The sequence below is a fragment of the Elioraea rosea genome (genome assembly GCF_007644105.1).
GTDB classification, from domain to species: domain Bacteria; phylum Pseudomonadota; class Alphaproteobacteria; order Acetobacterales; family Acetobacteraceae; genus Elioraea_A; species Elioraea_A rosea.
Window position 1 is genome coordinate 38,987 of record NZ_VFAC01000023.1, and the last position, 21,583, is coordinate 60,569.

The 21,583-nt window shown below is 69.5% G+C and carries 20 protein-coding genes; 12 read left to right on the plus strand and 8 right to left on the minus strand.

The window, feature by feature from the left end; translation table 11 throughout:
* Position 1: 1 nt before the first annotated feature.
* The 6 genes from FIF60_RS14240 to FIF60_RS14265 form a co-directional block, all read right to left on the minus strand.
* Positions 2 to 1,210 (minus strand): amino acid ABC transporter permease, encoded by a 1,209-nt coding sequence (locus FIF60_RS14240; protein WP_144186759.1) that lies wholly within the window; start codon positions 1,208 to 1,210, stop codon positions 2 to 4.
* Between the two features lie 112 nt (positions 1,211 to 1,322).
* Positions 1,323 to 2,345, minus strand: a complete 1,023-nt coding sequence (locus tag FIF60_RS14245) for an amino acid ABC transporter substrate-binding protein (RefSeq protein ID WP_144186760.1) — start codon at positions 2,343 to 2,345, stop codon at positions 1,323 to 1,325.
* A gap of 263 nt (positions 2,346 to 2,608) precedes the next feature.
* On the minus strand, positions 2,609 to 3,649 hold the full coding sequence (locus FIF60_RS14250; protein WP_144186761.1) for an amino acid ABC transporter substrate-binding protein: 1,041 nt from the start codon (positions 3,647 to 3,649) through the stop codon (positions 2,609 to 2,611).
* 2,349 nt (positions 3,650 to 5,998) lie between these two features.
* Positions 5,999 to 6,580, minus strand: coding sequence for a nucleoside 2-deoxyribosyltransferase (locus FIF60_RS14255; RefSeq protein WP_239451638.1), 582 nt, complete (start codon positions 6,578 to 6,580; stop codon positions 5,999 to 6,001).
* Between the two features lie 9 nt (positions 6,581 to 6,589).
* Entirely contained in the window at positions 6,590 to 6,970 is a 381-nt protein-coding gene (locus FIF60_RS14260) for a hypothetical protein (RefSeq protein WP_144186762.1), read from the minus strand.
* 187 nt (positions 6,971 to 7,157) lie between these two features.
* Positions 7,158 to 8,174, minus strand: coding sequence for an amino acid ABC transporter substrate-binding protein (locus tag FIF60_RS14265; protein ID WP_144186763.1), 1,017 nt, complete (start codon positions 8,172 to 8,174; stop codon positions 7,158 to 7,160).
* Between the two features lie 126 nt (positions 8,175 to 8,300).
* Here FIF60_RS14265 and FIF60_RS14270 point away from each other — a divergent pair, with 126 nt between their 5' ends.
* From FIF60_RS14270 to FIF60_RS14280, 3 genes are all read left to right on the plus strand, one after another.
* Positions 8,301 to 10,025, plus strand: a complete 1,725-nt coding sequence (locus FIF60_RS14270; protein ID WP_144186764.1) for a SulP family inorganic anion transporter — start codon at positions 8,301 to 8,303, stop codon at positions 10,023 to 10,025.
* A gap of 74 nt (positions 10,026 to 10,099) precedes the next feature.
* Positions 10,100 to 11,080 (plus strand): Bug family tripartite tricarboxylate transporter substrate binding protein, encoded by a 981-nt coding sequence (locus FIF60_RS14275; RefSeq protein ID WP_144186765.1) that lies wholly within the window; start codon positions 10,100 to 10,102, stop codon positions 11,078 to 11,080.
* 2 nt (positions 11,081 to 11,082) lie between these two features.
* The gene (locus FIF60_RS14280; RefSeq protein WP_144186766.1) at positions 11,083 to 12,369 is read left to right on the plus strand and encodes an MmgE/PrpD family protein; all 1,287 of its coding nucleotides are present in this window, start codon (positions 11,083 to 11,085) and stop codon (positions 12,367 to 12,369) included.
* Here the strand turns inward: FIF60_RS14280 and metW are convergent.
* Complete coding sequence (gene metW, locus FIF60_RS14285; RefSeq protein ID WP_144186767.1) at positions 12,356 to 13,000, minus strand: methionine biosynthesis protein MetW; 645 nt, start codon at positions 12,998 to 13,000, stop codon at positions 12,356 to 12,358. The two genes, FIF60_RS14280 and metW, sit on opposite strands and share 14 nt — an antisense overlap.
* The gene (gene metX, locus FIF60_RS14290) at positions 12,993 to 14,129 is read right to left on the minus strand and encodes a homoserine O-acetyltransferase MetX (RefSeq protein ID WP_144186768.1); all 1,137 of its coding nucleotides are present in this window, start codon (positions 14,127 to 14,129) and stop codon (positions 12,993 to 12,995) included. The genes metW and metX overlap by 8 nt, the downstream gene beginning before the upstream one ends.
* Positions 14,130 to 14,297: 168 nt before the next feature.
* Here metX and FIF60_RS14295 point away from each other — a divergent pair, with 168 nt between their 5' ends.
* The 9 genes from FIF60_RS14295 (at position 14,298) to FIF60_RS14330 (ending at position 21,575) form a co-directional block, all read left to right on the plus strand.
* Positions 14,298 to 15,248 (plus strand): chorismate mutase, encoded by a 951-nt coding sequence (locus FIF60_RS14295; protein WP_158639221.1) that lies wholly within the window; start codon positions 14,298 to 14,300, stop codon positions 15,246 to 15,248.
* A 5-nt stretch (positions 15,249 to 15,253) separates the two neighbouring features.
* The gene (gene hisC, locus FIF60_RS14300; protein ID WP_144186770.1) at positions 15,254 to 16,366 is read left to right on the plus strand and encodes a histidinol-phosphate transaminase; all 1,113 of its coding nucleotides are present in this window, start codon (positions 15,254 to 15,256) and stop codon (positions 16,364 to 16,366) included.
* Positions 16,359 to 17,261, plus strand: coding sequence for a prephenate/arogenate dehydrogenase family protein (locus FIF60_RS14305; protein ID WP_144186771.1), 903 nt, complete (start codon positions 16,359 to 16,361; stop codon positions 17,259 to 17,261). Before hisC ends, FIF60_RS14305 begins: the two co-directional genes overlap by 8 nt.
* 3 nt (positions 17,262 to 17,264) lie before the next feature.
* Complete coding sequence (locus FIF60_RS14310) at positions 17,265 to 17,633, plus strand: YkvA family protein (RefSeq protein WP_144186772.1); 369 nt, start codon at positions 17,265 to 17,267, stop codon at positions 17,631 to 17,633.
* A gap of 426 nt (positions 17,634 to 18,059) precedes the next feature.
* The gene (locus FIF60_RS21630; RefSeq protein WP_158639222.1) at positions 18,060 to 18,233 is read left to right on the plus strand and encodes a hypothetical protein; all 174 of its coding nucleotides are present in this window, start codon (positions 18,060 to 18,062) and stop codon (positions 18,231 to 18,233) included.
* 11 nt (positions 18,234 to 18,244) lie between these two features.
* Positions 18,245 to 18,844, plus strand: coding sequence for a hypothetical protein (locus FIF60_RS14315; protein ID WP_144186773.1), 600 nt, complete (start codon positions 18,245 to 18,247; stop codon positions 18,842 to 18,844).
* Positions 18,845 to 18,906: 62 nt separating this feature from the next.
* Positions 18,907 to 19,563 carry a hypothetical protein gene (locus tag FIF60_RS14320; protein WP_144186774.1) on the plus strand — a complete coding sequence of 219 codons (657 nt, stop codon included), beginning with the start codon at positions 18,907 to 18,909 and terminating at the stop codon, positions 19,561 to 19,563.
* A gap of 27 nt (positions 19,564 to 19,590) precedes the next feature.
* A complete protein-coding gene (locus FIF60_RS14325; RefSeq protein WP_144186775.1) occupies positions 19,591 to 20,553 on the plus strand; it encodes a hypothetical protein in 963 nt (320 codons plus the stop codon).
* Positions 20,554 to 20,624: 71 nt separating this feature from the next.
* The gene (locus FIF60_RS14330; RefSeq protein ID WP_144186776.1) at positions 20,625 to 21,575 is read left to right on the plus strand and encodes a hypothetical protein; all 951 of its coding nucleotides are present in this window, start codon (positions 20,625 to 20,627) and stop codon (positions 21,573 to 21,575) included.
* Positions 21,576 to 21,583 lie beyond the last annotated feature (8 nt).

Here is a 21,583-nt window from a genome sequence, read left to right on the forward strand (position 1 = left end):
CCTAGCGCTCCTTCAGCGCGATGCGCGCATTGTACCAGTTCATGAAGGCCGAGATGGAGAGGCTGATGGTGAGGTAGACCATCATGATGATGGCGATGCCCTCGATCGCCTGGCCGGTCTGGTTGATCGTGGTGTTGGCGATGGAGACGATGTCCTGGTAGCCGATCGCGACGGCGAGCGAGCTGTTCTTGGTGATGTTGAGATACTGGCTCGTCATCGGCGGCACGATCACGCGCAGCGCCTGCGGCAGGATGATCAGGCGAAGCTGGTCGCCCCTCGAAAGGCCGAGCGCGCCGGCCGCCTCCCACTGGCCGTTGTGGATCGCCTGGATGCCTGCGCGCACGATCTCGGCGATGAACGCGGCGGTGTAGAGGACGAGGCCGAGCAGGAGTGCAGCGAACTCGGGGCTGACCGTCCCGCCACCGCTGAAGTTGAAGCCGCGGAGCGCTGGGACATCCACGGTCCAGGGCGCGCCCATCAGCAGCCACACGGCGATCGGCAGGCCCGCGATGAGCCCGAGCGCATAGGGCCATATCGGCGTGCGCTGGCCGGTCGCGAACTGGCGTGCGCGGAAGAGCCGCGCCAGCGCCCAGGTCGCGGCGATGCCGGCGACGAAGGCGAGCAGCGCCGCAGTGTGGGCAGGTTCCCACACGATCCAGGGGAACTTGATGCCGCGGTTCGAGAGGAACACGTTCCCGAATGGGTTGAGCGACTGGCGCGGCCCGGGCAGAGCCTGCATCAGCCCGTACCAGAACAGAAGCTGGAGCAGCAGCGGCAGGTCGCGCAGCACCTCGACATAGACCGCAGCGAGCCTGGAGACGAGCCAGTTCCTCGACAGCCGCGCGATGCCGACGATGGTGCCGAGGATGGTCGCGAGCACCGCGCCGATGACGGCGACGCGCAGCGTGTTGAGCACGCCGACGAGAAGCGCGCGGGCGTAGGTGTCGGCCGGCGAGTATTCGACCATCGCCTCGCCGATCGGCAGCCCCGCCTCGCGGCCGAGGAAGCCGAAGCCGGTGGCGATGCGCCGGACCTCGAGGTTGCGCATCGTATTGGAGACGAGCCACCACACCACGAACGCGACAGCGCCGAGGATCAGCACCTGCCAGACGATGTTGCGCACCGTCGGGTCGCGCCAGGAGAGGGTCATCCCCCGCGTAGGGGGGCGGCGGGCATAGCGCGGATCGGCGGCGATGGCGTCGTTCGGCATCGGTTGGCTCCGGCCGTCAGGGGCGGAGGGGGCGGGCCGGGTGGGCAGGGGGCCGCCGCGGTGGGCGGCCCCGTCCCCTCATCGGCCCGCTCTCCGCGAGCCTGCCGTCAGCTCAGCGCACCGGCGGGGCGTACATCAGCCCGCCCTTGGTCCAGAGGTTGTTGATGCCGCGGGGCACGCCCATCGGGGTGATGGAACGCTCCCACATCTCCTCGAAATTGCCGACCTGCTTGATGACATTGTAGGCCCAGCGGTTGTCGAGGCCGAGCATCTCGCCAAGCCCGCCGGTGACGCCGAGAAGGCGCTGGATCTCGGGGTTCTGGCTCTTCAGCATCTCATCGACATTGGCCGAGGTGACGCCGAGCTCCTCCGCGGCGAGCTGCGCGAAGCCGACCCAGCGGACGAGGTCGAACCACTTCGCATCGCCCTTGCGGACCACCGGGCCAAGCGGCTCCTTGGAGATGATCTCGGGCAGCAGCACGTACTGCTCCGCGTTCGCGCCCTGCGTCGAGCGGAACGAGGCGAGCGAGGAGCTGTCGTTGGTGTAGACGTCGCAGCGCCCGCTGATGAAGGCGTTGCGGATCTCCTCGACGCTCTCGATCACCACCGGGCGGAAGGACATCCGGTTGGTGCGGAAATAGTCGGAGAGGTTCAACTCGGTCGTCGTGCCGGGCTGCACGCACACGGTCGCGCCGTCGAGCTCCTTCGCGCTGTTCACCCCGAGCGAGCGCTTCACCATGAAGGCCTGGCCGTCATAGAAGTTCACGCCGGTGAACAGGAAGCCGAGGCTCGCCTCGCGCGCGAGCGTCCATGTCGTGGTGCGGACCAGGACGTCGACCTCGCCCGACTGCAGGGCCGGGAACCGGTTCTGCGTCGTGGTGCCGACGAAGCGGACCTTCGAGGCGTCGCCGAACAGCGCGGCCGCGACCGCGCGGCAGCCATCGACGTCAAGCCCGCGCCAGACGCCCTGGCTGTCGGGGTTGGAGAACCCGGCCACGCCGGTGGAGACGCCGCAATTGACGGTGCCGCGCGCCTTGACCGCATCGAATGTCGATTGCTGCTGCGCGACGGCCAAGCCCGCCGTGCCGAGGGTGAACGCGGCGGCGAACACGCCGGCGCGCATGGCATTCCTCATCGAAAACCTCCGTCCCAGAACCCAGACTCCCCTGAGCCCGCAGCGGATGCCCCGATTGACAGTGGCCCCGATGCGCGCCCGCGCCGCCGTATGCGCCGCATTCCCGGCCGCACTCCGGCGGCTTGCCACGGCAATGTGAGCCAGAGATCGGAGCGGTTCAACAGGATTGATGCGAGCCATCAGCAACAAAAAGGGCCGCCCCGGCATCCAGGACGGCCCTTCTGCTCATGCGCGCGGCAACCCGCCCGCGCAGCAGGCGATGCTCAGCGCATCGGCGGGGCGTACATCAGCCCGCCCTTGGTCCAGAGCTCGTTCGGGCCGCGCTGGATGCCGAGCGGGGTGACGTTCCGGGCGAAGCTCTCGCCGTAGTTCCCCACCTGCTTGATGATGTTGTAGGCCCACTTGGCGTCGACCGTGAGCATCTGGCCCAGCTCGCCCGCTGCGCCGACGAAGCGCTGGATCGAGGGGTTGGCGCTCTGCATGTGCTGGTCGATGTTCGCCGAGGTGAGGCCGAGCTCCTCTGCCTCGACCATGGCAAAATGGGCCCAGCGCACGAGGTCGGCCCAGCGGGGGTCGCCCTGGCGGACGGCGGGGCCGAGCGGCTCCTTCGAGATCACCTCGGGGAGGATCACGAACTGCTCGGCGTTCGCGCCCTGCGTGGAGCGCACCGAGGCGAGGCCGGAGACGTCGGTCGTCAGCGCATCGCAGCGGCCGGAGAAGAACGCAGCGTTCACCTCCTCGAGACGCTCGATCACCACCGGGGTGAAACGGATGTTGTTGGCACGGAACCAGTCGGTCAGGTTCAGCTCGGTCGTCGTGCCGGGCTGCACGCACACCGTCGCGCCGTCGAGCTCCTTCGCGCTCTTGAGGCCGAGCTCACGCTTCACCATGAAGCCCTGGCCGTCATAGAAGTTGATGCCCGAGAAATCGAGGCCGAGCGAGGTGTCGCGCGAGAGCGTCCAGGTCGTGTTGCGGCTGAGGATGTCCACCTCGCCCGACTGGAGGGCGGTGAAGCGCTGCTGCGCCGTCGTCGGCACGTAGCGCACCTTGGTCGCGTCGCCGAACAGGGCGGCGGCAACCGCGCGGCAGAGATCGACATCGAGGCCGCGCCACACGCCCTGGCTGTCGGGTGCGGCGAAGCCGGCGAGGCCGGTGTTCACGCCGCAATTGAGGTTGCCGCGCTGCTTGATGAGATCGAGCGTGTTGGCCTGCTGCTGCGCGCCTGCGGGGCCGGCGGCGAGGCCGAGGCTGACCACGACCGCTGCGGCGGTCGAGGCAAGCCATGGGCGGATCGGCGTTTCCATCGTTCTGTCTACTCCCCTGTTGTGTCCGGCCCCTGCCCCGTTCCGCCCAGGCGATGCCAAGTCGGCGCCGAGGCGTGCGGCCTGGCCGTGCCCGGCGTGGAGCCGGGCCGGCCGGCCGATGGCGCAACCGGAAGCGACGGCCGCGCTGTCGCGCCCGAATTCCCGGTTGGCACCATGCCGTCTCTGGGGCATTGAAGCACCGTTGGCGCCCCCGCGGAAGGCTGTGTGGTACGCGCGCCAGACGCGATAACCCACCGAACACACACGTACTGCGTGCGCGTGCTCTATCCTCTAACACGGGCGATGTTTACTGTTGCGTCAGGTACCTGCCGGGGGCCTGCGCCAGAAGCTGGCGCAGGTGGCGGTTCCGCGCGCAGTGGGGAATGAGGTCATGGCCAATAGGAGCTACGCGGTCTTCAGCCAGAGCTCGGGCGGAACCGGGCAGCGCAACACGTGGGACGGCGGGGTGGCGGACGGGACCAGCTCCCCCGACAGCGTGCCTGGCATCGTCCAGGGCGTGCCGACCGCCGTGGCGGCGAGCAATTTCGACGCGAACGCCAATGTCGAGCAGGTCAACGGCGTGTCCGCCCGCCACAGCCTCGACTTCATCGCGGGCGGCACCTTTGCCGGCTCCGGCCTCGCCGCCAACCTCGCCGGCGGTCGGGTGTTCAGCGGCGCGGCGGGAAACCAGAACCCTCTCGTGGCTGGCGGCTTCGCCGACGGGGTGCTCGGCGTCTCGCTCGCCAACGCCGACTGGAACGGCATCAAGAACGTCGAGCTCCTGGTCGACAGTGAGGATGTTCCCGGCCTGTCGGGCATCAGCATCCGCAACGTCGTCGATGTGCGAATCAAGCTCGGCGACGTCGCCATCGCGCCGTCCTGCGACGGCGACGGCCATGCCGGACGTCACGTCGTCGACATCGAGAACGTCAAGCGCGGCGAGTTGATCGCCTCGGCGAGCGACAAGGGGATCGCTGCGGCCATCTCGCTCGCCACCAACCTGGTCTCGCCGAACGTGTCCGAATGGCAGGCGAGCTTCGTCGTCGTCGGCTCGCAGTTCGGCGACAGCCTGCTCATCGCGCGGGGCGACATGGCGGGCCCGGCGAGGACGCTTCCCGGCCAGGTGTTCGACACCTCGGGCAAGCTCCAGCTCGTCGTCGCCAATCTCGGCGGCGGCGATGACGTGTTCGACGGAAACGGCGCGGAGGCGCAGACAGCCGTCACCCTGGCCAGCGATTTCGGAACGCTGTTCCTCGGTTCCGGAGGCACGGTGACGCTCGGCGTGTCGGGCGGTGAGCAGGGTGCCAAGGCGCAGCTCGCCGACTGGTTCGCCGATGCCGCCGCGGCCGGGATCGACCTTAGCCTGGGCGCCTACTTCAAGACCGCCGGCGGCGCCATCGCCACCGCCGCGGCAGCGAGCGTCCTCGCCGGCGAGGCCGACGTCGCGGCCATCGCCGGCACCGACTTCAACGCCGGCTTCGCCCAGGCGAGCGGCATGTGGTCCGGCCCGGCCGATCTCGGTGTGGTGCAGAACACGCCGGCGCTGTTCCCCGACGCGGGCGGCATCGGTATCAGCCAACCAACCAGGACTGAGTTCTTCGGCGGCGGCGCCAGCCTCGCCAACCCCGACAACGCCGCGGCGAACGGCATGGGCGAGCTCAATGCCTGGGGCGGGGCGGACGGCAACGCGTTCACCGACGTGCTTGTCGTGTCCTGGGGCGGTGCCGAGACGATCGCGGCCAAGGTCGCGCTCAACTACTTCTACTGCGGCGAGAATGGCGGCGAGGTCGCGCGCATCCAGCTCTGGAACGACGGCGCGCTCGTCGACGACGCGCTCTACGGCCCGATTGAGCTCCTGGTGCCGACGGGAACGTTCAGCGCGACGAATGGAGGCGAGGGCAGCATCGTCATCGCCAAGGGAATCGCCTTCGACGAGATCCGCTTCCTCGGCCACAACACCGCTGCGTCCATGGCGGTGGGCGATCCGTCCGACTACCTGGTGGACGGCATCGACCTCGTGCTCGCCGGAACCGGTGTCGCAGCGCTCGGCGGCGACCGCGCCTTCGCCGGCGCGGGGGCCGACAACTTCCTCTACAGCGTCGCCAACGGAGACGGCGTGGACACGATCCACGACTTCGCTGCGGGGGGGGGACCAGCTCCTGGTGCAGCTCGGCGGCGACAGCTACACGGTGCAGGAGATCGGCGGCGACACGGTCGTGAGCTTCGGCAGCTACGCGGGCGGCATCATCGTCAAGGGTGTCACCGGCCTCGGCATCGGCACGGACATCGTCTTCGCCTGACGGCGCGCCGCCTCAGTGCCGCATCGTTCCGGGAGCTGGCGGCGGCAGCCTACTGCCGCGGCGCGGCAAGTGCGGCGGCGGCGGCGCGGGCGCAGGCGGTGAAAGCGCCGAGATCGCGCCAGGGGTCGGCCTCCGGCGCCGAGACGCGAACGAAGGTGCCGCCCGCCGCCGCGATCCCGCCCTCGATCATGAGGTTGTCGGAGAGGCCGAAATCCTCGATGTCGAGCCCGTCGGGGTCGTTCAGCACCCGCTCGACATAGTCGCGCGGGTCGGTCGTGTAGGCGAAGAGGGCGAGGCCGAGCCCCCGCGCCAGCCCCACCTCGTACACCGTGCCGACATCGGCAGAGACGCCGCGGAACGGCGAGAGATTGGCGATGACGGCCACACAGCTCCGGATCAGCGCCTCGTTGCCGGCGGCAATCGCGAAGGCGCGGGCGCGCGCCGTGGCGGCCGGCGGCGGCGGCGTGTCGATCAGCGGCGCGACGGGCTCGAGGCCGAGAGGAAGGCAGATCGCCTTCTTCGCCGCGAGCACCTCGAGCGCATCGGGCAGGAACACTTCCGGCCCCGCGAGGTAGATCCTCGGCCGGGAGCGAAGGTCGGGCCTTGGCGGCGGGTGCAGTGTCGCGTCCACGCCCCTCTTCTAGTGCAGCGCGGACGCCGGGGCGAGGCCGCGCTGGCGGATGATCAGCGTCACGCCGTCGGCCGCCGGCTCGAGCGCCTTCTCCCCGCCCTTCGGCAGGGGGATGCCGGCAAGCCTGCACCAGCCGATCAGCACGGCGGTGACCTCCTCGGCGTCCATCGCGCAGTCCCGATACAGCCCGCCGGCGCGCCGCCAGCGCGCCACGATCACGGCATCCTCCGCCATCTCGTCCTCCCCCGTCTCCGCTTCGGCCATGCGCACATGGTCGAGCTCGGCGTCTGGCATCTCGAGGCGGATGATGTCGGCGATGCAGGTACGCAGCGCCTCTGCGATCATGTCGGTTCCGAAGTCGATGCGTCGATACTCACGAATGCGCGGCATGGGTGTTCTCCTGTCTTGCCGCCACCGTGCTTCAATAGTTTCTTAACCTTCAAGCTATCCATGGTTGCGTCTTGCAGAAACGCGACACGTTGTAGCTGTCATTTCGCAATGGTATGCGCCTCCGCTCTGCCATGGCATGTCGCGCAGCGCCAACGGCTCGGCTCGGCGGCCTGCCGGCCTGGCCACGTCACCGGGCCGGGATCGCATACATCAAGCCGCCGCGCGTCCAGAGGTCGTTGAGGCCGCGCTCCAGCCCGATCGGCCCGCCCTTGCCGAGCGTGCGCTCGAACACCTCGCCGTAGTTGCCCACCAGCTTGACGATGGCGTAGGCCCAGTTCTCCTCGACGCCGAGCGCCTTGCCGAAGCCGGGCGAGACGCCGAGGAATCGCTGGATGGTCGGGTCCTGGCTCTTCAGCATCTCGTCGACGTTGGCCTGCGTGATGCCGAGCTCCTCCGCCTCGATCATCGCCATCAGCGCGAAGCGGGCGATGTCGAGCCACTGGTCGTTACCGTGCCGCACATAGGGCCCGAGCGGCTCCTTCGAGATCCGCTCGGGCAGGATGATATGCTCGGCGCCATTGGTAATCGCCGAGACGCGCAGCGCGGCAAGCTGCGAGGCATCGGTGGTCAGCGCATCGCAGCGGCCGCTGTTGTAGGCGGGCACCATCTCCTCGAAGCGCCCCATCACCACGGGGCTGATGCGAATGCCCTCGCGCCGCGCGAAATCGGCGAGGTTCAGTTCGCTCGTCGAGCCTGCGGTGACGCAGACCGAGGCGCCGTCGAGCTGCTTCGCAGCGGTGACGTTCAGCCGCTTCGGCACCATGAACCCCTGGCCATCGTAGAAGTTCACCCCCACCATATTGAAGCCGAGCGCGGTGTCGCGTGTCAGCGTCAGCGTCACGTTACGGGCTAGGATATCGACCTCGCCTGACTGGAGCGCGGTGAAACGCGTCTGGTGGCTCGTGCCGACGAAGCGCCCCTTCGACGCGTCGCCGAACATCGCCGCGGCGACGGCGCGGCAATAATCGGCATCGAGGCCGCGCCAGACCCCTTGGCTGTCAGGCGCGGAGAAGCCCGCAACGCCACTGTTGACGCCGCAGATCACCGCGCCGCGCTGCTTCACGGCATCGAAGGTCTGCCCGGCGAGCGCCGGCGTGCAGAGAACCGGCAGTGCCAGGATGGCGGCCCGGAAGGCGTTGCGCATGTGGTTTCCCCTTGCTGCCAGTTCGGCGCAGAAGGGCACGCTACAGCAGCGCCCGGCCGGCAGGGAACCATCGTCATCCCGCTGCTCGGCTGGCGCAAACGGTTCCGCTGCGGTAACAGGCGGCCCATGGCATCCGCATCGCCCGAGCCCTGGCCCGCGCGGTTCGCACCGGGCCTCTCCGCGCTGCTTCGCTATCGGTGGAGCGACCTGCTGCACGACCTCGCCGCGGGTCTCTCCGTCGCCGCCGTCGCACTTCCTGTCGGCGTCGCCTACGCGCAGCTGGCCGGGTTCGAGCCCGTGTACGGTCTCTACGCGAGCATCCTGCCGCTCCTCGCCTATGCCCTGTTCGGCACGTCGCGTCAGCTCATCGTCGGACCCGATGCCGCGACCTGCGCGCTCGTCGCCGCTGCCGTCGCGCCTCTCTCGGCCGGCGATGCGGCTGCCGCCATGCCGCTTGCCGTCGCGCTCACCGCCATCGCGGGGCTTCTCTGCATCGGCGCGAGCTTCCTCCGCCTCGGCCGCATCGCCGATTTCCTGTCCAAGCCGATCCTCGTCGGATTCCTCAACGGCATCTCGCTTCACATCATGATCGGGCAGCTCGGGAAGCTGTTCGGCTTCCGGATCGACACCACCACCATGGTCGCGACCGCCTTCGAGATCGGCGCGCGGATCGAGGAGACGCATGCGCCGACGCTTGCGCTCGGCGTGGGAACCTTCGCGCTGCTGGCCCTGTCGTCGCGGCTTCTGCCTCGGCTGCCGGCGCCGCTCATCGCGCTCGTCGTTGCCGGCGCCGTCGTCGCCGCCACCGGTCTCGATGCGCGGGGCGTGGCCGTGATCGGCGGCGTACCGGCGGGGCTGCCGGTGCTCGGTCTTCCAGCCGTTCCGCTTGCCGCGCTGGCTGACCTCCTCGGCGCAGCGGGCGGGCTCGCGCTCGTCAGCTTCACGAGCATGATGCTCACCGCGCGCAGCTTCGCTGCGAAGAACCGCTACGAGATCGATGTCGATCGCGAGATCGCAGCGCTCGGGGCGGCGAACCTTGCGGCGGCGCTGTCGCAGACCTTCGCCGTCAGCGGCGCCGATTCCCGCACCGCCGTCGCGGACGCTGCGGGCGGGCGCACGCAGATGACCGGCCTCGTGGCGGCGGCCGCGATCGCGCTCGTGCTCCTGCTGCTGACCGAGCCGCTCCGCTTCGTTCCGGTTGCGGCACTGGCGGCGGTGCTCGTGCGGGCCTCGCTGTCGCTTCTCGACATCGACACGCTTCGGCGGCTTGCGCGTTTTTCCCGCTTCGAGTTCGCCCTCTGCCTGCTTGCCACGGCCGGCGTCATCTGGGTCGGCGCGATCCAGGCGATCCTCGTCGCGATAGTGCTCGCGCTCCTGAACTTCGTGCGGCTGATGGCGCGCCCGCGCGTCGAGCTTCTCGGCGAGGTGGAGGGGCTTCCCGGGTTCCATTCCATCTCTCGGCACCGCGCTGCGCGGACGGAGCCGGGCATGATCATCTTCCGCTTCAACGCCCCGCTTGTGTTCTTCAATGCGCCCTACTTTAAGCAGGAGGCGCTCGCCGCGATTCGTGACGCCGGGCCCGAGCTCCGCTGGTTCGTCGTCGATGCCCTGCCGCTGACGGGCGTCGACATCACGAGCGTCGACATGCTCGAGGATCTCGCGCGGCTCCTGCATGCGCGGGGGGCCGAGCTCGTCATCGCCGGGCGGATGACCGAGACCGAGCAGATGCTGCGCGCGAGAGGCCTCGGCGAGGCGATGATCGCGCATCGCCATTTCCCGACGCTTCGCCGCGCGCTCCGCGCCTTCCAGGCCATGCGGGCGGAGGAGGTGGGGCGCGACGCAGGCGGGTGAGCGCCAGGGGTTGCCGTTGCCGTCCCGCAGTTGGAAGCTCGCGCGAGCATGACAGCGAGGGGGAGACGACGCGCATGACCGACCGCATCATCGGGCGCAGGACAGTCCTGGCCGCAGGCGCAGCGCTTCTCGGTGCCGGCGGGGCGCAGGCGCAATGGGCGCCGTCGCGGCCGGTTCGGCTCGTCGTTCCCTTCGCGCCGGGAGGATTGACCGACATCCTCGCCCGCGCGCTGGCTGACCAGCTCCAGCCGCGGCTCGGCCAGGCGGTCGTCGTCGAGAACCGCGCCGGCGCAGGCGGCAACCTCGCAGCGGAGGCGGTGGCGCGGGCCGAGCCGGACGGGCACACGCTTCTCGTCGCGACCCAGGGCATCATCGCGATCAACAAGGCTCTGTTCCGGCGCCTGCCTTACGACCCCGATGCGGATTTCACCCCGCTTGCTTTCATGGCACGGCAGCCGAACCTCCTGGTCGCGAGCCCGAAAATCGTCACCGCGCCCGACCTCGCAGGGCTGATCGCGATGGCCAAGGCGGCACCGCAGCCGCTCGCCTACGGCTCGAACGGGGTCGGCAGCTTCACCCATCTCTCGATGGAGCTGTTCCGCATGAAGGCGGGGATCGAGCTCGTGCACGTTCCCTATCGCGGCTCCGCGCCGATGCTGGCAGACCTGATCGGCGGGCAGATCGCGCTCGCGATGGATGCCGTTGCGACCTCGATGCCGCATGTCTCGGCCGGCACTTTGAAGGCGATGGCGGTGACCTCCGCCGCCCGCGCGCCGTCGCTGCCGGACATTCCCGCCATCGCCGAGACCGTTCCGGGCTACGACGCCAGCCCATGGTACGGGGTGTTCGGCCCGGCCGCCGCGCCCGCGCCGGTGCTCGCGCGGCTCGAGGCGGACCTGCGCGCGGTTCTCGACAGCCCCGCCTGGGCCGCGCTCCTCGAGCAGCGCCAGGCCGAGCGCGTTCCGGAGAACCGCGAGGCGCTGATCCGCGCGCTCGCCGTCGAGGTGCCGGCCTGGCGCGAGGCGGTGAAGGCCTCCGGCGCGACGGCGGAATAGCCATGCCGCATGGTGCCGTCGCCTGGGCCTTCGACGGCCCGGCGGAGGGCGGCCGCGAGGACAAGGCCGCGCGGCTTCTGCTGCTCGACAGCCTCGGCTGCGCGCTCGCGGGGCTCCGCCACGCGCGGCCGCACGGCTTTGGCGAGGCACTTGCGCATGCAATGCCGGGGCGCATCGCGCTGCCCGGGGTCGCCGCTTCGCTCTCCCGCGCGGGCGCTGCCGGCGTGCTTGCCGCCTCGATGTGCTGGGATGAAGCCAATGACGGGCTTGCCATCGCGCATGGCCGTCCTGGCCTCGCCGTGGCGCCGCTCGTTCTCGCCGCACTCGCCGAGGGTGTCACGCTTGGCGAGGCGCGCGCTGCGTATGCGCTCGGCTACGAAGTGGCGGCCCGCGCCGGTCTCGCCTGGCGCATCCGGCCGGGAATGCATGTGGATGGCTCGTGGCACGCGCTCGGCGCCGCCGCCGCTGCCGCGCGGCTCGCGGGGGGCGGTGCCGCGTCGGCTGCGCGGGCGGTGCGGCTCGCCGCCTGCCAGATCCCCGCGAGCCTCTACGCCCCGATCGCTGCCGGGATGGACGGTCGGAACACCTACCCCGCCCATGCCGTACTGCTCGGCACGCTCGCCGCCGCGGCGTCCGCCGCCGGGATGGATGCGCCGAAGGAAGGGTTCGCGGCCGGACGGAAGGCGGTTCTCGGCCGTGACGATGCGCCGGCGACGGCTGAGCCAGGACGCTGGCTGCTGGCGGAGGCCTACATCAAACCCTATGCCGGGGTGCGCCATGCCCATTACGCCGCCGCGGCGGCCATTGCGCTGCGCGGGCGCATCCCTGCGGATAGTGTGTCGGCGATCCTTCTCGAGACCTACGGCGAGGCGCTGACCTATGCCGGAAACCGCGCCCCGGCGAGCGCAATCAAGGCGCAATTCAGCCTGTCCTGGGCGGCCGCTGCCGCGCTGGCGCAGGGGGATCTCTCGCCCGAGGCCTACACCGATGCCGCCTTGGCCGACCCTGCCCTGCGGCGGCTCGAGGCGCTGGTGGAGCTTCGCGACTGGGGGGGCGGGCGCGAGGGCCGCGGCGCGAGACTGACGATCGTCAGCAAAGACGGACGGCGGGAGACCGCCGCGGTCGAGGCCGTGCCGGGCGATGCTGCGCTGCCGATGACGCGCGAAGCAGTGGTGGCCAAGTTCGCCCGCTTCGCCGGGCCGACGCTGGAGGCGAGGACGGATGCGGTCGCAGGCGTGATGCTCGACGGCGCTGCCGGCGCGAGGCTCGATCCCTTCAGCCGCGCCTGAGCAGGAACAGGCCCTGTTCGGCGAAGAGATTGGCGAGGCGCCGGTTGCGCCGCCACGGAGTGCGTTTGCCCTCGTCGTCCACGCCGAGCCACTGCTCGACCACGTAGCCATCGAGCGCGCAGAGATCGAAGAAGTCGGTCAGCGTGCAGAAATGGATGTTCGGAGTGTCGTACCACGCTCGGTCGAGCACCTCGGTGCGTGGCATCCGCCCTGTGGCGAGCAGGGCTAGCCGCACGCGCCAATGCCCGAAATTCGGGAACGACACGATGGCGCGCCTGCCGATGCGCAGCATCTGCGCCAGCACCTCGCGCGGCCGCTCCGTCGCCTGCAGCGTGCGGGAGAGGATCACGTAGTCGAACGCGCCGTCGGGATAGAAGGCGAGGTCGGTGTCCGCATCGGCGTGGATCACCGGCAGGCCCTGCGCGACGGCCGCGGCAACCTCGCCCATGTCGATCTCGATGCCGCGGCCATCCACCGCGCGCTCGTGCACCAGGATGTCGAGCAGCGCACCGTCGCCGCAGCCGATGTCGAGGACGCGCGACCGCGGCTCGACCATCTCGGCGATCAGGCGGAGGTCGAGCCTGTCCGACAGCGGCCGGCCGATGCGCGGCGAGACGAGCCCGTCAGCCATGGCTCCACCGCTCCGCAGCACCCTTGAGGAAGCCGGAGACGGTACGGAACAGGTCCGGCTCGTCGAGGAGGAAGGCGTCGTGCCCCTTGTCGGAGGTGATCTCGACGAAGCTGACATTCGCTGCCGCTGCGTTCAGCGCGCGCACGATCTCTCGGCTCATCGCCGTGGGGAACAGCCAGTCGGACGAGAAGGAGATGACGCAGAACCGAACGGGCGAGTTGCGGAACGCCTCGCCGAGCGTGCCGCCATGCGAGCCCCCGTACTCTGCGGCGAGGTCGAAGAAGTCCATCGCGCGCGTGATGGTGAGATAGGCGTTCGCGTCGAAGCGCTGCACGAAGGTGCTGCCCTGGTATTGCAGGTAGCTTTCGACCTCGAACAGGTCCTTGTCGAAGGTGAGCATCGGGCCGGTGCGCAGGCGTCGGCCGAACTTCCGCGTCAGCGCCTGTTCGGAAAGGTAGGTGATGTGCGCCGTCATACGCGCGACCGCGAGGCCGCGTGCGGGGATCGTGCCGTGGCGCCAGTACTCGCCGCCATGGAAGTCCGGGTCGGCGTTGACGGCCTGGCGGCCGATCTCGTGGAAGGCGATGTTCTGCGCGCTGTGCCAGGCGGCCGTCGCGATCGGGATCGCTGCGAAGACACGGGTGGGGTAGAGCGCGGCCCATTCGAGCACCTGCATCCCACCCATCGAGCCACCGATGACGGCGAAGAGCTTCGGGATGCCGAGCCGCTCGACCAGCATCGCCTGGGCGCGGACCATGTCGCGGATGGTGACCGGCGGGAACAGCGTCCCCCACGGCCGGCCCTGCTTGGCGCCGTTCGCGTCCGTCATCTCCGAGGCAGGGCCGGTCGAGCCCATGCAGCCGCCGAGCACGTTGGCGCAGATGACGAAGAACCGGTCCGTGTCGATCGGCTTGCCCGGGCCGACCAGCGTCTCCCACCAGCCGGCCTTGCCGGTGACGGGGTGCGTTTCGGCGACGTACTGGTCACCCGTGAGCGCGTGGCAGAGAAGGATGGCGTTCGAGCGGCTGTCGTTCAGCCGCCCGTAGGTGCGGTAGGCGACATCGAGCGGGCGCAGGAGGGTGCCGCAATCGAGGGCGAGGCCCTCCTCGAAGGTCTCATGCTGGTGCATGACGGAGGCATTCAGCCCCGGCGGTGTCGGCGCAATGGTCGTCACGCTGCCATCAGTAGGTTGTGGCCCCGCGCCGCGCAACTGGCGCGAGGCGGGGGGCAGGGCAGCCCGGGGCCTGGCCGCCGCCGCACTTGCAACCTGCCCAGCATCCTTTATGCCTTCGGCGCCATGCCGCCAGAGGGTTCCACCGAGACGACCGAAAATACCGCCGAGACGCCCGAGCAGGCGGCGTCGCGGCTCGCCGCGCTGCGCGCCGAGATCGACCGGCTCGACGACCTTCTGCACGACACGCTTCTGCTCCGGGCAGCGATCGTGGAGCAGCTCGCCGCCTCCCGGATCAAACGCGGCTCGCCCTACCGCCCGGCCCGGGAGGCGCAGATCCTCCGCCGCCTGCTCGCCCGCCATACCGGCAGGCTGCCCAAGCAGGCGGTGATCGGCATCTGGCGCGAGATGCTGGCAGCGACCATCGCCATGCAGGGCCCCTTCAACATCGCCGTGTGGAACCCCGAGGCCGGGGCGGGCACGGTGAGCCTGGCCCGGGAGCATTTCGGCTCCATCACGCCGATCCGCTGGATGCGCACCACCGCCCAGGTTCTTTACGCCGTGGGCGAGGGCGAGGCGCAGGCCGGGGTGCTTCCCCTGCCGCAGGACGACCCTAACGCCGAGGGCGCGAACGACCCCTGGTGGATCGCCCTGATGCGGGGCGAGCGGCCGGCCATCTCGGTGGTCGCGAGGCTGCCCTTCGTCACCGTGCGCACGGAGGGGGCCTCCCGCGCCTCCGCCCTTGTCGTTGCCTCCACGCCGCCCGAGGCTTCCGGGGACGACAGGAGCCTCGTCGCCTTCCATTCGGCCGACGAGGTGAGCCGCGCCCGGATCGGCGACCGGCTGGTCGCTGCCGGACTGAAGCCGCTGAACCTGGTTCTGCACAGGCCCGACAGGACCGAGGCAGCCTGCCTCGCGGAGGTGGAAGGCCTGATCACCGTGGACGACCCGCGCCTCGGCGCGCTTCTCGAGAGTGGGGCGGCGGTTGCGCGGCCCGCGGTGATCGGCGGCTGGCCCGTCCCGCCGCCCGAGAGCGCCTATCTTCTCGCCTCGGCCAATCCTTCCGCTTCGGAGTAGCCGCCATGCCGCCTCAGCCACGCCCCGGGATCATGCAGATCGCGGCCTATGTCGGCGGCGAGGGCAAGCTCGCCGGCGCGAACCGGGTGATCAAGCTGTCCTCGAACGAGGGCGCGCTCGGCCCCTCGCCGCGCGCTATCGCCGCCTATGAGGCGGAGAAGGGCGAGATCCACCGCTATCCCGACGGCGGGGCGGGCGAGCTACGCTCCGCGATCGCCTCGGCGTTCCGGCTCGATGCGTCGCGCGTCGTCTGCGGCGCGGGGTCGGACGACCTGCTCTGCCTCCTCACCCAGGCCTATGGCGGCATCGGCACCGAGACGATCGTGACGAAGCATGCGTTCGCGATGCATCCGATCTATGCCCGCTACGCCGGCTCGACGGTGGTCGTCGCCGAGGAACGGAACCTGACGGCGGATGTCGACGCCATCCTCGCCTGCGTCAGCCCGCGCACCACGCTCGTGATGCTCGCCAACCCGAACAACCCGACCGGCACGATGCTGCCGTGGTCGGAGGTGGCACGGCTGCGTCAGGGCCTGCCCGAAAGCGTTCTGCTCGTCCTCGACCTCGCCTATGCCGAGTATCTCGAGGACCCGCGCGGCTCCGAGGCCGTCGCGCTCGTGGATGGCCCGGGCGCGAACGTCGTGATGACGCGCACCTTCTCGAAGATCTACGGCCTCGGCGGGCTTCGCCTCGGCTGGGCCTACGCGCCTGCGTCGGTGGCCGATGTGCTGAACCGCGTGCGCTCGCCCTTCAACGCCTCCCGCCCGGCCCAGGCCGCGGCGATCGCGGCGCTCGCCGACACGGCGCATGTCGAGGCCTCGCGCGCCCACAATGCGCGCTGGCGTCCCTGGCTCGTCAACGCGCTGGCCACGCTGGGCATCCCCGTGCACGGCAGGGAGGGAAACTTCGTGCTCGCCGATTTCGCCGCCGCCGGCCGGGACGCGAGCGAGGCCGATGCCGTGCTGCGCGGCCGCGGCATTATCGTTCGCGCGATGGGAAGCTACGGCCTGCCAGGATGCCTGCGCATCACGATCGGCACGGAGGAGGAGATGGCGGCGGTTGCCGAGGCGATCGGCTCCTTCATGGCCGGGCCGGTCAAGGAACGGGCGCATGGGTGAGGCGGCCCCTTCCCGGGCACCCTTCCGGCGCCTCGCGCTCATCGGCGTCGGGCTGATCGGCTCGTCGATCGCGCGGGCGGCGAAGGAGAAGGGCGGCATCGCCGACGAGGTGGTGGCGACCGCGCGCTCGGCCGCGACGCGCGACACGGTCCGCCGCCTCGGCATCGTCGACCGGGTGGAGGACACGCCCGAGGCTACCGTCACGGGCGCCGATTGCGTGATGCTCTGTGCCCCTGTCGGCGCCTATGCCGACATCGCCGCCGCGATCGCGCCGCATCTCGCGCGCGACGCGGTTCTCACCGATGTCGGCAGCACCAAGGGAAGCGTGCTCCGCGATGTGGGGCCGCACGTGCCGGACGGGGTGCATTTCGTTCCCGCCCATCCGATCGCAGGCACGGAACATTCCGGCCCCGAGGCGGGATTCGCGACGCTGTTCGAGGGCCGCTACGCCATCCTCACGCCGCCTCCCGGAACCGACGAGGCGGCGGTCGCCAAAGTCGAGGCGCTGTGGCGCGCCGCGGGCTCGATGGTCGAGGTGATGGAACCTGCGCACCACGACAAGGTGTTCGCCATCGTCTCCCACCTGCCGCACCTGATCGCCTTCACCATCTGCGGCACGGCCGATGACCTCGAGGACGAGAGCCGCCAGGCGGTGCTGCGCTTCGCCGCCTCGGGGTTCCGCGACTTCACGCGCATCGCCGCCTCCGACCCGACGATGTGGCGCGACGTGTTCCTCAACAACCGCGAGGCGCTGCTCGAGATGACTCAGCGCTTCACCGAGGACATGACGGCGATGGCGCGCGCGGTGCGCTGGGGCGACAACGGCTACATCGAAGACAAGATCGAGCGCGGGCGGCGGATCCGCCGCGGGCTGATCGAGCTCAAGCAGGCCTGAGCCATGCTCGCCCGGCTTCGCGCCTGGGCGGCCTCGCTGAAACGGGACGTCGCTGCGCTCGCGCGCGCGGCACGCGACCCGCGCACGCCGCTTCCGGCGAAGCTTCTCGCGCTTGCCATCGTCGCCTACGCGCTCTCGCCCCTCGACCTCATCCCCGACGTGATTCCCGTTCTCGGGATGCTCGATGACCTGATCCTGCTGCCGCTCGGCCTCTGGCTCGTGCTGCGGCTGATCCCGCGCGAGGTGATCGCCGAGCACCGTGCGGCGGTGGCGGAGGGCGGCCAGCTCCGCCCGAGCAGGGCCGGGGCGGCGATCATCGTGTGCCTCTGGCTTCTCGCGACTGTGCTCCTCGCTAGGCTTATCTGGAATTGATCGGCGTCAAGCCACGCTGCGCCCGCTGAAGCTGTTGGCGGCCGGATGGCTTCGCGGCTTGAATGGAACTTCCAGGAATTGCCAAACGCCAGGATCGCGCCCACACGCAATCCTGTGCCTACTGAGATAGTTTCTGAATAGAAACATAATGCCTGCGGGGAGGGCAGATGGCCAAGTGGGACAGCGGCGCAAGCACCGGCCTGCGCGACGTGAAGACCTAATTCGGCGCGACCGATCGCGAGATCGAGGACCTGGGCGAGACGATCACGAAATGGGCGGACAAGCAGAAGAAGGACGGTACGGGTCATTTCAAGTTCAAGGGCACGGAAGTGCACGCCCGTCTCGACGGAGGCGGATCGTTCGGATCGACTTCGGAAGCTAGCCGGGCCATTTGCCTCAGCCACCAGCACCCCTGGGAGAGCCCCGATGGCAGACGAAACGGCGAACGTCGTTCTGCTCGTGAACAACCGTACATACGACATCACTGCCGGACCGTCAGCGACCGACGAGCTCGTGCTCAAGGCGCGCGCCGACGTGCTGCAGAACCTGAGCCTCGAGCAGATCCTGACCGACCTCGAGAGGACGAACGACAGACGCTGACGACCCGCGACATGTCGGAGAAAGAGCGGGTGGAGGCGGAGGAGCGCAAGGCCAAGGCGGCGGCCGACAAGAAGGTCGAGGAGGAGAACAAGCGGGTTCTCGCGGAGCAGATCGCCAAGGCGCAGCAGCTCTACGAGGAAGCGAAGGCGGAGCAGGCGAAGGCCGAGGACCGCGCGCTCATGCTCGAGATCGTGGGCAGCATCACCGGGGCGATCGGCTCGGGCGTGGCGGCCTTCGCCGCCGTCAAGGGCGCGCCGGTGCTGGCGGCGAGCAACGTCGCCAACGCGCTCGCCGAGATCGCGAACCCGAAGAAGAAGCGGGCCCAGGCCACGAAGATACCGACAGAGACGCGATCGGAAGGCAAGGACAAGAAGAAGGACAGGGGCAAGGCGGATGAGGCACCGCCTGCTCCGTCCAAGCCCGACAAGAAGAAGGAGAAGGACAAGGGTGACGCCCCCCCCCCCCGCCCGCTCCGCCAACACCGGACAAGGGCAAGAATAAGGAGAAGGGCGAGGCCCCGGGCGCAGGGAAAGCGGATGCCTCTCCGAAGGAAAAGGATGGCAAGACCCACACGGCTGATGGAAAGCCGAACAGCGGCGACGACCCCGTAACCAACGCCAAGCCAAAGGACAAGGATAAGGACGACAAGAATCCCGCCGCGGTCGCGGCGGGCGTGGGCAAGGCTGCCCAGGAGGCAGGCGAAGGCATCAAGACGGCAGGCGGCTCCTATTCCGAGATCGCCAAGGGCGCTGCCGAGGCCAAGAAGCAGGCGCTCGACAGGCTGATGAAGCTGCAGGATCAGGAGCGCGAGGGGCTGGTCGCGATCTCACGCTACGCCGAGACCATGGCGCTCGCCGCGAAGGGCGCCGATGGGGCCAAGGCGGCCGTCGCCTCGTTGCAGCAGGCGGTCGCAGCGCTGAAGCAAATCGTGACCATCCTCGAGAACGCCAAGCTGTTCTGGGAGATGATGGCGCGCGCCTGCGCCACCCTCGGCAAGAGCGAGCTGCGCGAGGAAATCGAGATGTACATGGGAGACAAGAAGAAGGCGCGCATCGCCGAATACTCGCGTGACGAGTTCAAGGCGCAGCTTCTTCTGCTCACCGCCCGCTGGGTCGCGCTCGGCGTGATCTCGAAGGAGTATCAGGACACGATCGCGAAGATCCGCGAGAAGGTGCAGGGCAGGATCAGGACGGCGCCCACCATCGAGGAGGCGCGCAAGCTCGCCCCCGACCTCCCGAAGCAGCTCAAGCTCGACATCGAGAAGGATCTTGCGGAGCTGGACAAGAAGCGCGGCACGACGAAGGAGGAGCACGCGGCGCTGCGGGCCTGAGGCGCCGCGCGGGGCAGGGGGGCGACGATGCGCGCGCTGGCACGGTTTGTCGTCTCCCTGCTGCTTTGCGCCGGTCTCGCCGCCGCGGCAGCCGCCGCCGAGCAACAGGAGCTGACGCGGTCCGCGCTCGAGGGCCTCGCCGAATCGGCCAAGGCGCTGCAGCGGGGCGACAGCAGGCACGCTGCCGCGCTGCTCGAGCAGATGACCGGCAACGTCGCGACGCTCAGCGCGACGGCGGAGCGCTACCGCGAGGCCGCGCGCTCGGCAGAACAGTGCTGGCAGGCGCGGAGCATCGCGATCATCGGTGAGATCGAGCAGGGCTTCGGCAGGCAGCAGGCGCTCGAGGCCGAGGAGGCAAGGCTGTCAGGCGAGCTCCGGATCCAGCGCGAGCAGGCCGAGCGCGACAGGCAGCAGCAGCTCGCCTTCGAGATTGCGATGCACGCACTTGCAGCCGAGGCGAATTTCCGCAACCGCTGCAGCGCCGACATCAAGTTCTATTTCGACAATTTCGGCCGTTGCTTCGGCGCCGTGGCCGAGACGGTGTTCACCACGCGCGACCAGCAGATCCGCAATGCCTACAACGACATCAACCGTCAGCGCATGGTGACGCTGCGCAACATCGCCGACGGAGAGGGGCGCCAGCGCGACCTCGTCAGCAGGATCGAGGCGGACCATGCCGCCGTCGAGGTCCTGCGCAGCCGGCGCGCCGCGCTCGAACAGCAGGATGCGGCCGTGCGGCGCGCGATCACCACGCTCTCGGACGTGACCCAGTTCTGGTCCAGCGCGCAATCGCTGCTCGGCACGCGCGTCGCGAACCAGCTCGGCCTCCTCAACGACCTTCTGCCGACGCTCGAACGGACGAAGAAGTCCCCCGTGTTCGACCGGGCCGACCGTGACGAGATCAAGTCTCTCCGCAGGACGCTTCTCGACTTCGCCAAGAGCGTCGACGACCAGAGCAACTTCCTGCTCGCGCCGACGATCTGCCAGTAGCGCGCGGTGGCGGAGCTCGCCGCCGGCAGCGCCAATTCCAGAGGAAGGAACGCATGCGAATGATCAGGACAGTGGCGGCGCTGCTGCTCGCTGCCTGCCTTGCTGCCGGCGGAGCGCGCGCCGACGACCAGCGGGCGCAGACGCGCGCCGCGCTCAACGCGCTCGAGCAGGCGACCGTCGCGCTCGAGCGCGGCGACACGGGGGAGGCCGCCTTCCTGCTCGCCTACATGTCGGACTCGGTGAAGGCGCTCAATGCGACGGCCCAACGCTACCGCGAGACCGCCCGCGCGGCCGAGCAGCAGTGCCAGGCGCGGAGCGTGGCGTTGATCTCTGCGATCGAAACGAACCATGCGAGACAGCAGGAGCTCGAGCGGCAGGACGAACAGCTAGGTGCCGAGATCAGGGTACAGCGCGAGCAGGTGGAGAACTATCTTGCCGGCCAGGGTCCCCTGGGGGCTAGGGCGCGTGAGATACGGGAAGAGATCCACTTCACGGCTCTCTGCATCAACGACAACGGCTTCTACTATGACACGCGTAACTTCGGTCGGTGCTTCGTCAAGGTTTGGGAATCGAGGACGTCGACCCGCATCGGGCAGCTGAACGATGAGCTGAACGATCTGAGTCGCCGCTACATGGCGTTGCAGAATGCGATCAACGCGGCCGAGGAAAAGCAGCGGATGCTCCAGTCCGAGCTCGCCGTGCACAGGACCGAAACGGCCGAATTGCGGGCGCAGCGAGCGGGCCTGGAGCAGCAGGACAGGGCGGTCCGGCTTGCGGTCGTCGCCCTGTCCGACGTGACGGTGTTCTGGGACAAGGCGCTCTCGCTGCTCGGCGTCAACGTCGCCAACCGGCTCGGCCTGCTCAAGGACCTGCTGCCGACGCTCGACGTCACGTCGCACGTGCCAGTGTTCGATGACTATGACCGCTCCGAGATCAGGAGCCTGCGGGCGACGCTTCACGACTTCGCCACGAGCGTGGACGAGCGGGACAACTTCCTGCTCGCCCCCGCGATCTGCCAGTAGTCCGCGCC

Coding starts and splice junctions, on each gene's coding strand:
- FIF60_RS14295 (WP_158639221.1), top strand. CDS start 14,298: ATGCCGCCAGAGGGTTCCACCGAGACGACCGAAAATACCGCCGAGACG.
- hisC (WP_144186770.1), top strand. CDS start 15,254: ATGCCGCCTCAGCCACGCCCCGGGATCATGCAGATCGCGGCCTATGTC.
- metW (WP_144186767.1), bottom strand. CDS start 13,000: ATGGCTGACGGGCTCGTCTCGCCGCGCATCGGCCGGCCGCTGTCGGAC.
- FIF60_RS14275 (WP_144186765.1), top strand. CDS start 10,100: ATGACCGACCGCATCATCGGGCGCAGGACAGTCCTGGCCGCAGGCGCA.
- FIF60_RS14245 (WP_144186760.1), bottom strand. CDS start 2,345: ATGAGGAATGCCATGCGCGCCGGCGTGTTCGCCGCCGCGTTCACCCTC.
- FIF60_RS14260 (WP_144186762.1), bottom strand. CDS start 6,970: ATGCCGCGCATTCGTGAGTATCGACGCATCGACTTCGGAACCGACATG.
- FIF60_RS14305 (WP_144186771.1), top strand. CDS start 16,359: ATGGGTGAGGCGGCCCCTTCCCGGGCACCCTTCCGGCGCCTCGCGCTC.
- FIF60_RS14280 (WP_144186766.1), top strand. CDS start 11,083: ATGCCGCATGGTGCCGTCGCCTGGGCCTTCGACGGCCCGGCGGAGGGC.
- FIF60_RS14315 (WP_144186773.1), top strand. CDS start 18,245: ATGTCGGAGAAAGAGCGGGTGGAGGCGGAGGAGCGCAAGGCCAAGGCG.
- FIF60_RS14240 (WP_144186759.1), bottom strand. CDS start 1,210: ATGCCGAACGACGCCATCGCCGCCGATCCGCGCTATGCCCGCCGCCCC.
- FIF60_RS14310 (WP_144186772.1), top strand. CDS start 17,265: ATGCTCGCCCGGCTTCGCGCCTGGGCGGCCTCGCTGAAACGGGACGTC.
- FIF60_RS14270 (WP_144186764.1), top strand. CDS start 8,301: ATGGCATCCGCATCGCCCGAGCCCTGGCCCGCGCGGTTCGCACCGGGC.
- metX (WP_144186768.1), bottom strand. CDS start 14,129: ATGCACCAGCATGAGACCTTCGAGGAGGGCCTCGCCCTCGATTGCGGC.
- FIF60_RS14325 (WP_144186775.1), top strand. CDS start 19,591: ATGCGCGCGCTGGCACGGTTTGTCGTCTCCCTGCTGCTTTGCGCCGGT.
- FIF60_RS14250 (WP_144186761.1), bottom strand. CDS start 3,649: ATGGAAACGCCGATCCGCCCATGGCTTGCCTCGACCGCCGCAGCGGTC.
- FIF60_RS14265 (WP_144186763.1), bottom strand. CDS start 8,174: ATGCGCAACGCCTTCCGGGCCGCCATCCTGGCACTGCCGGTTCTCTGC.
- FIF60_RS21630 (WP_158639222.1), top strand. CDS start 18,060: ATGGCAGACGAAACGGCGAACGTCGTTCTGCTCGTGAACAACCGTACA.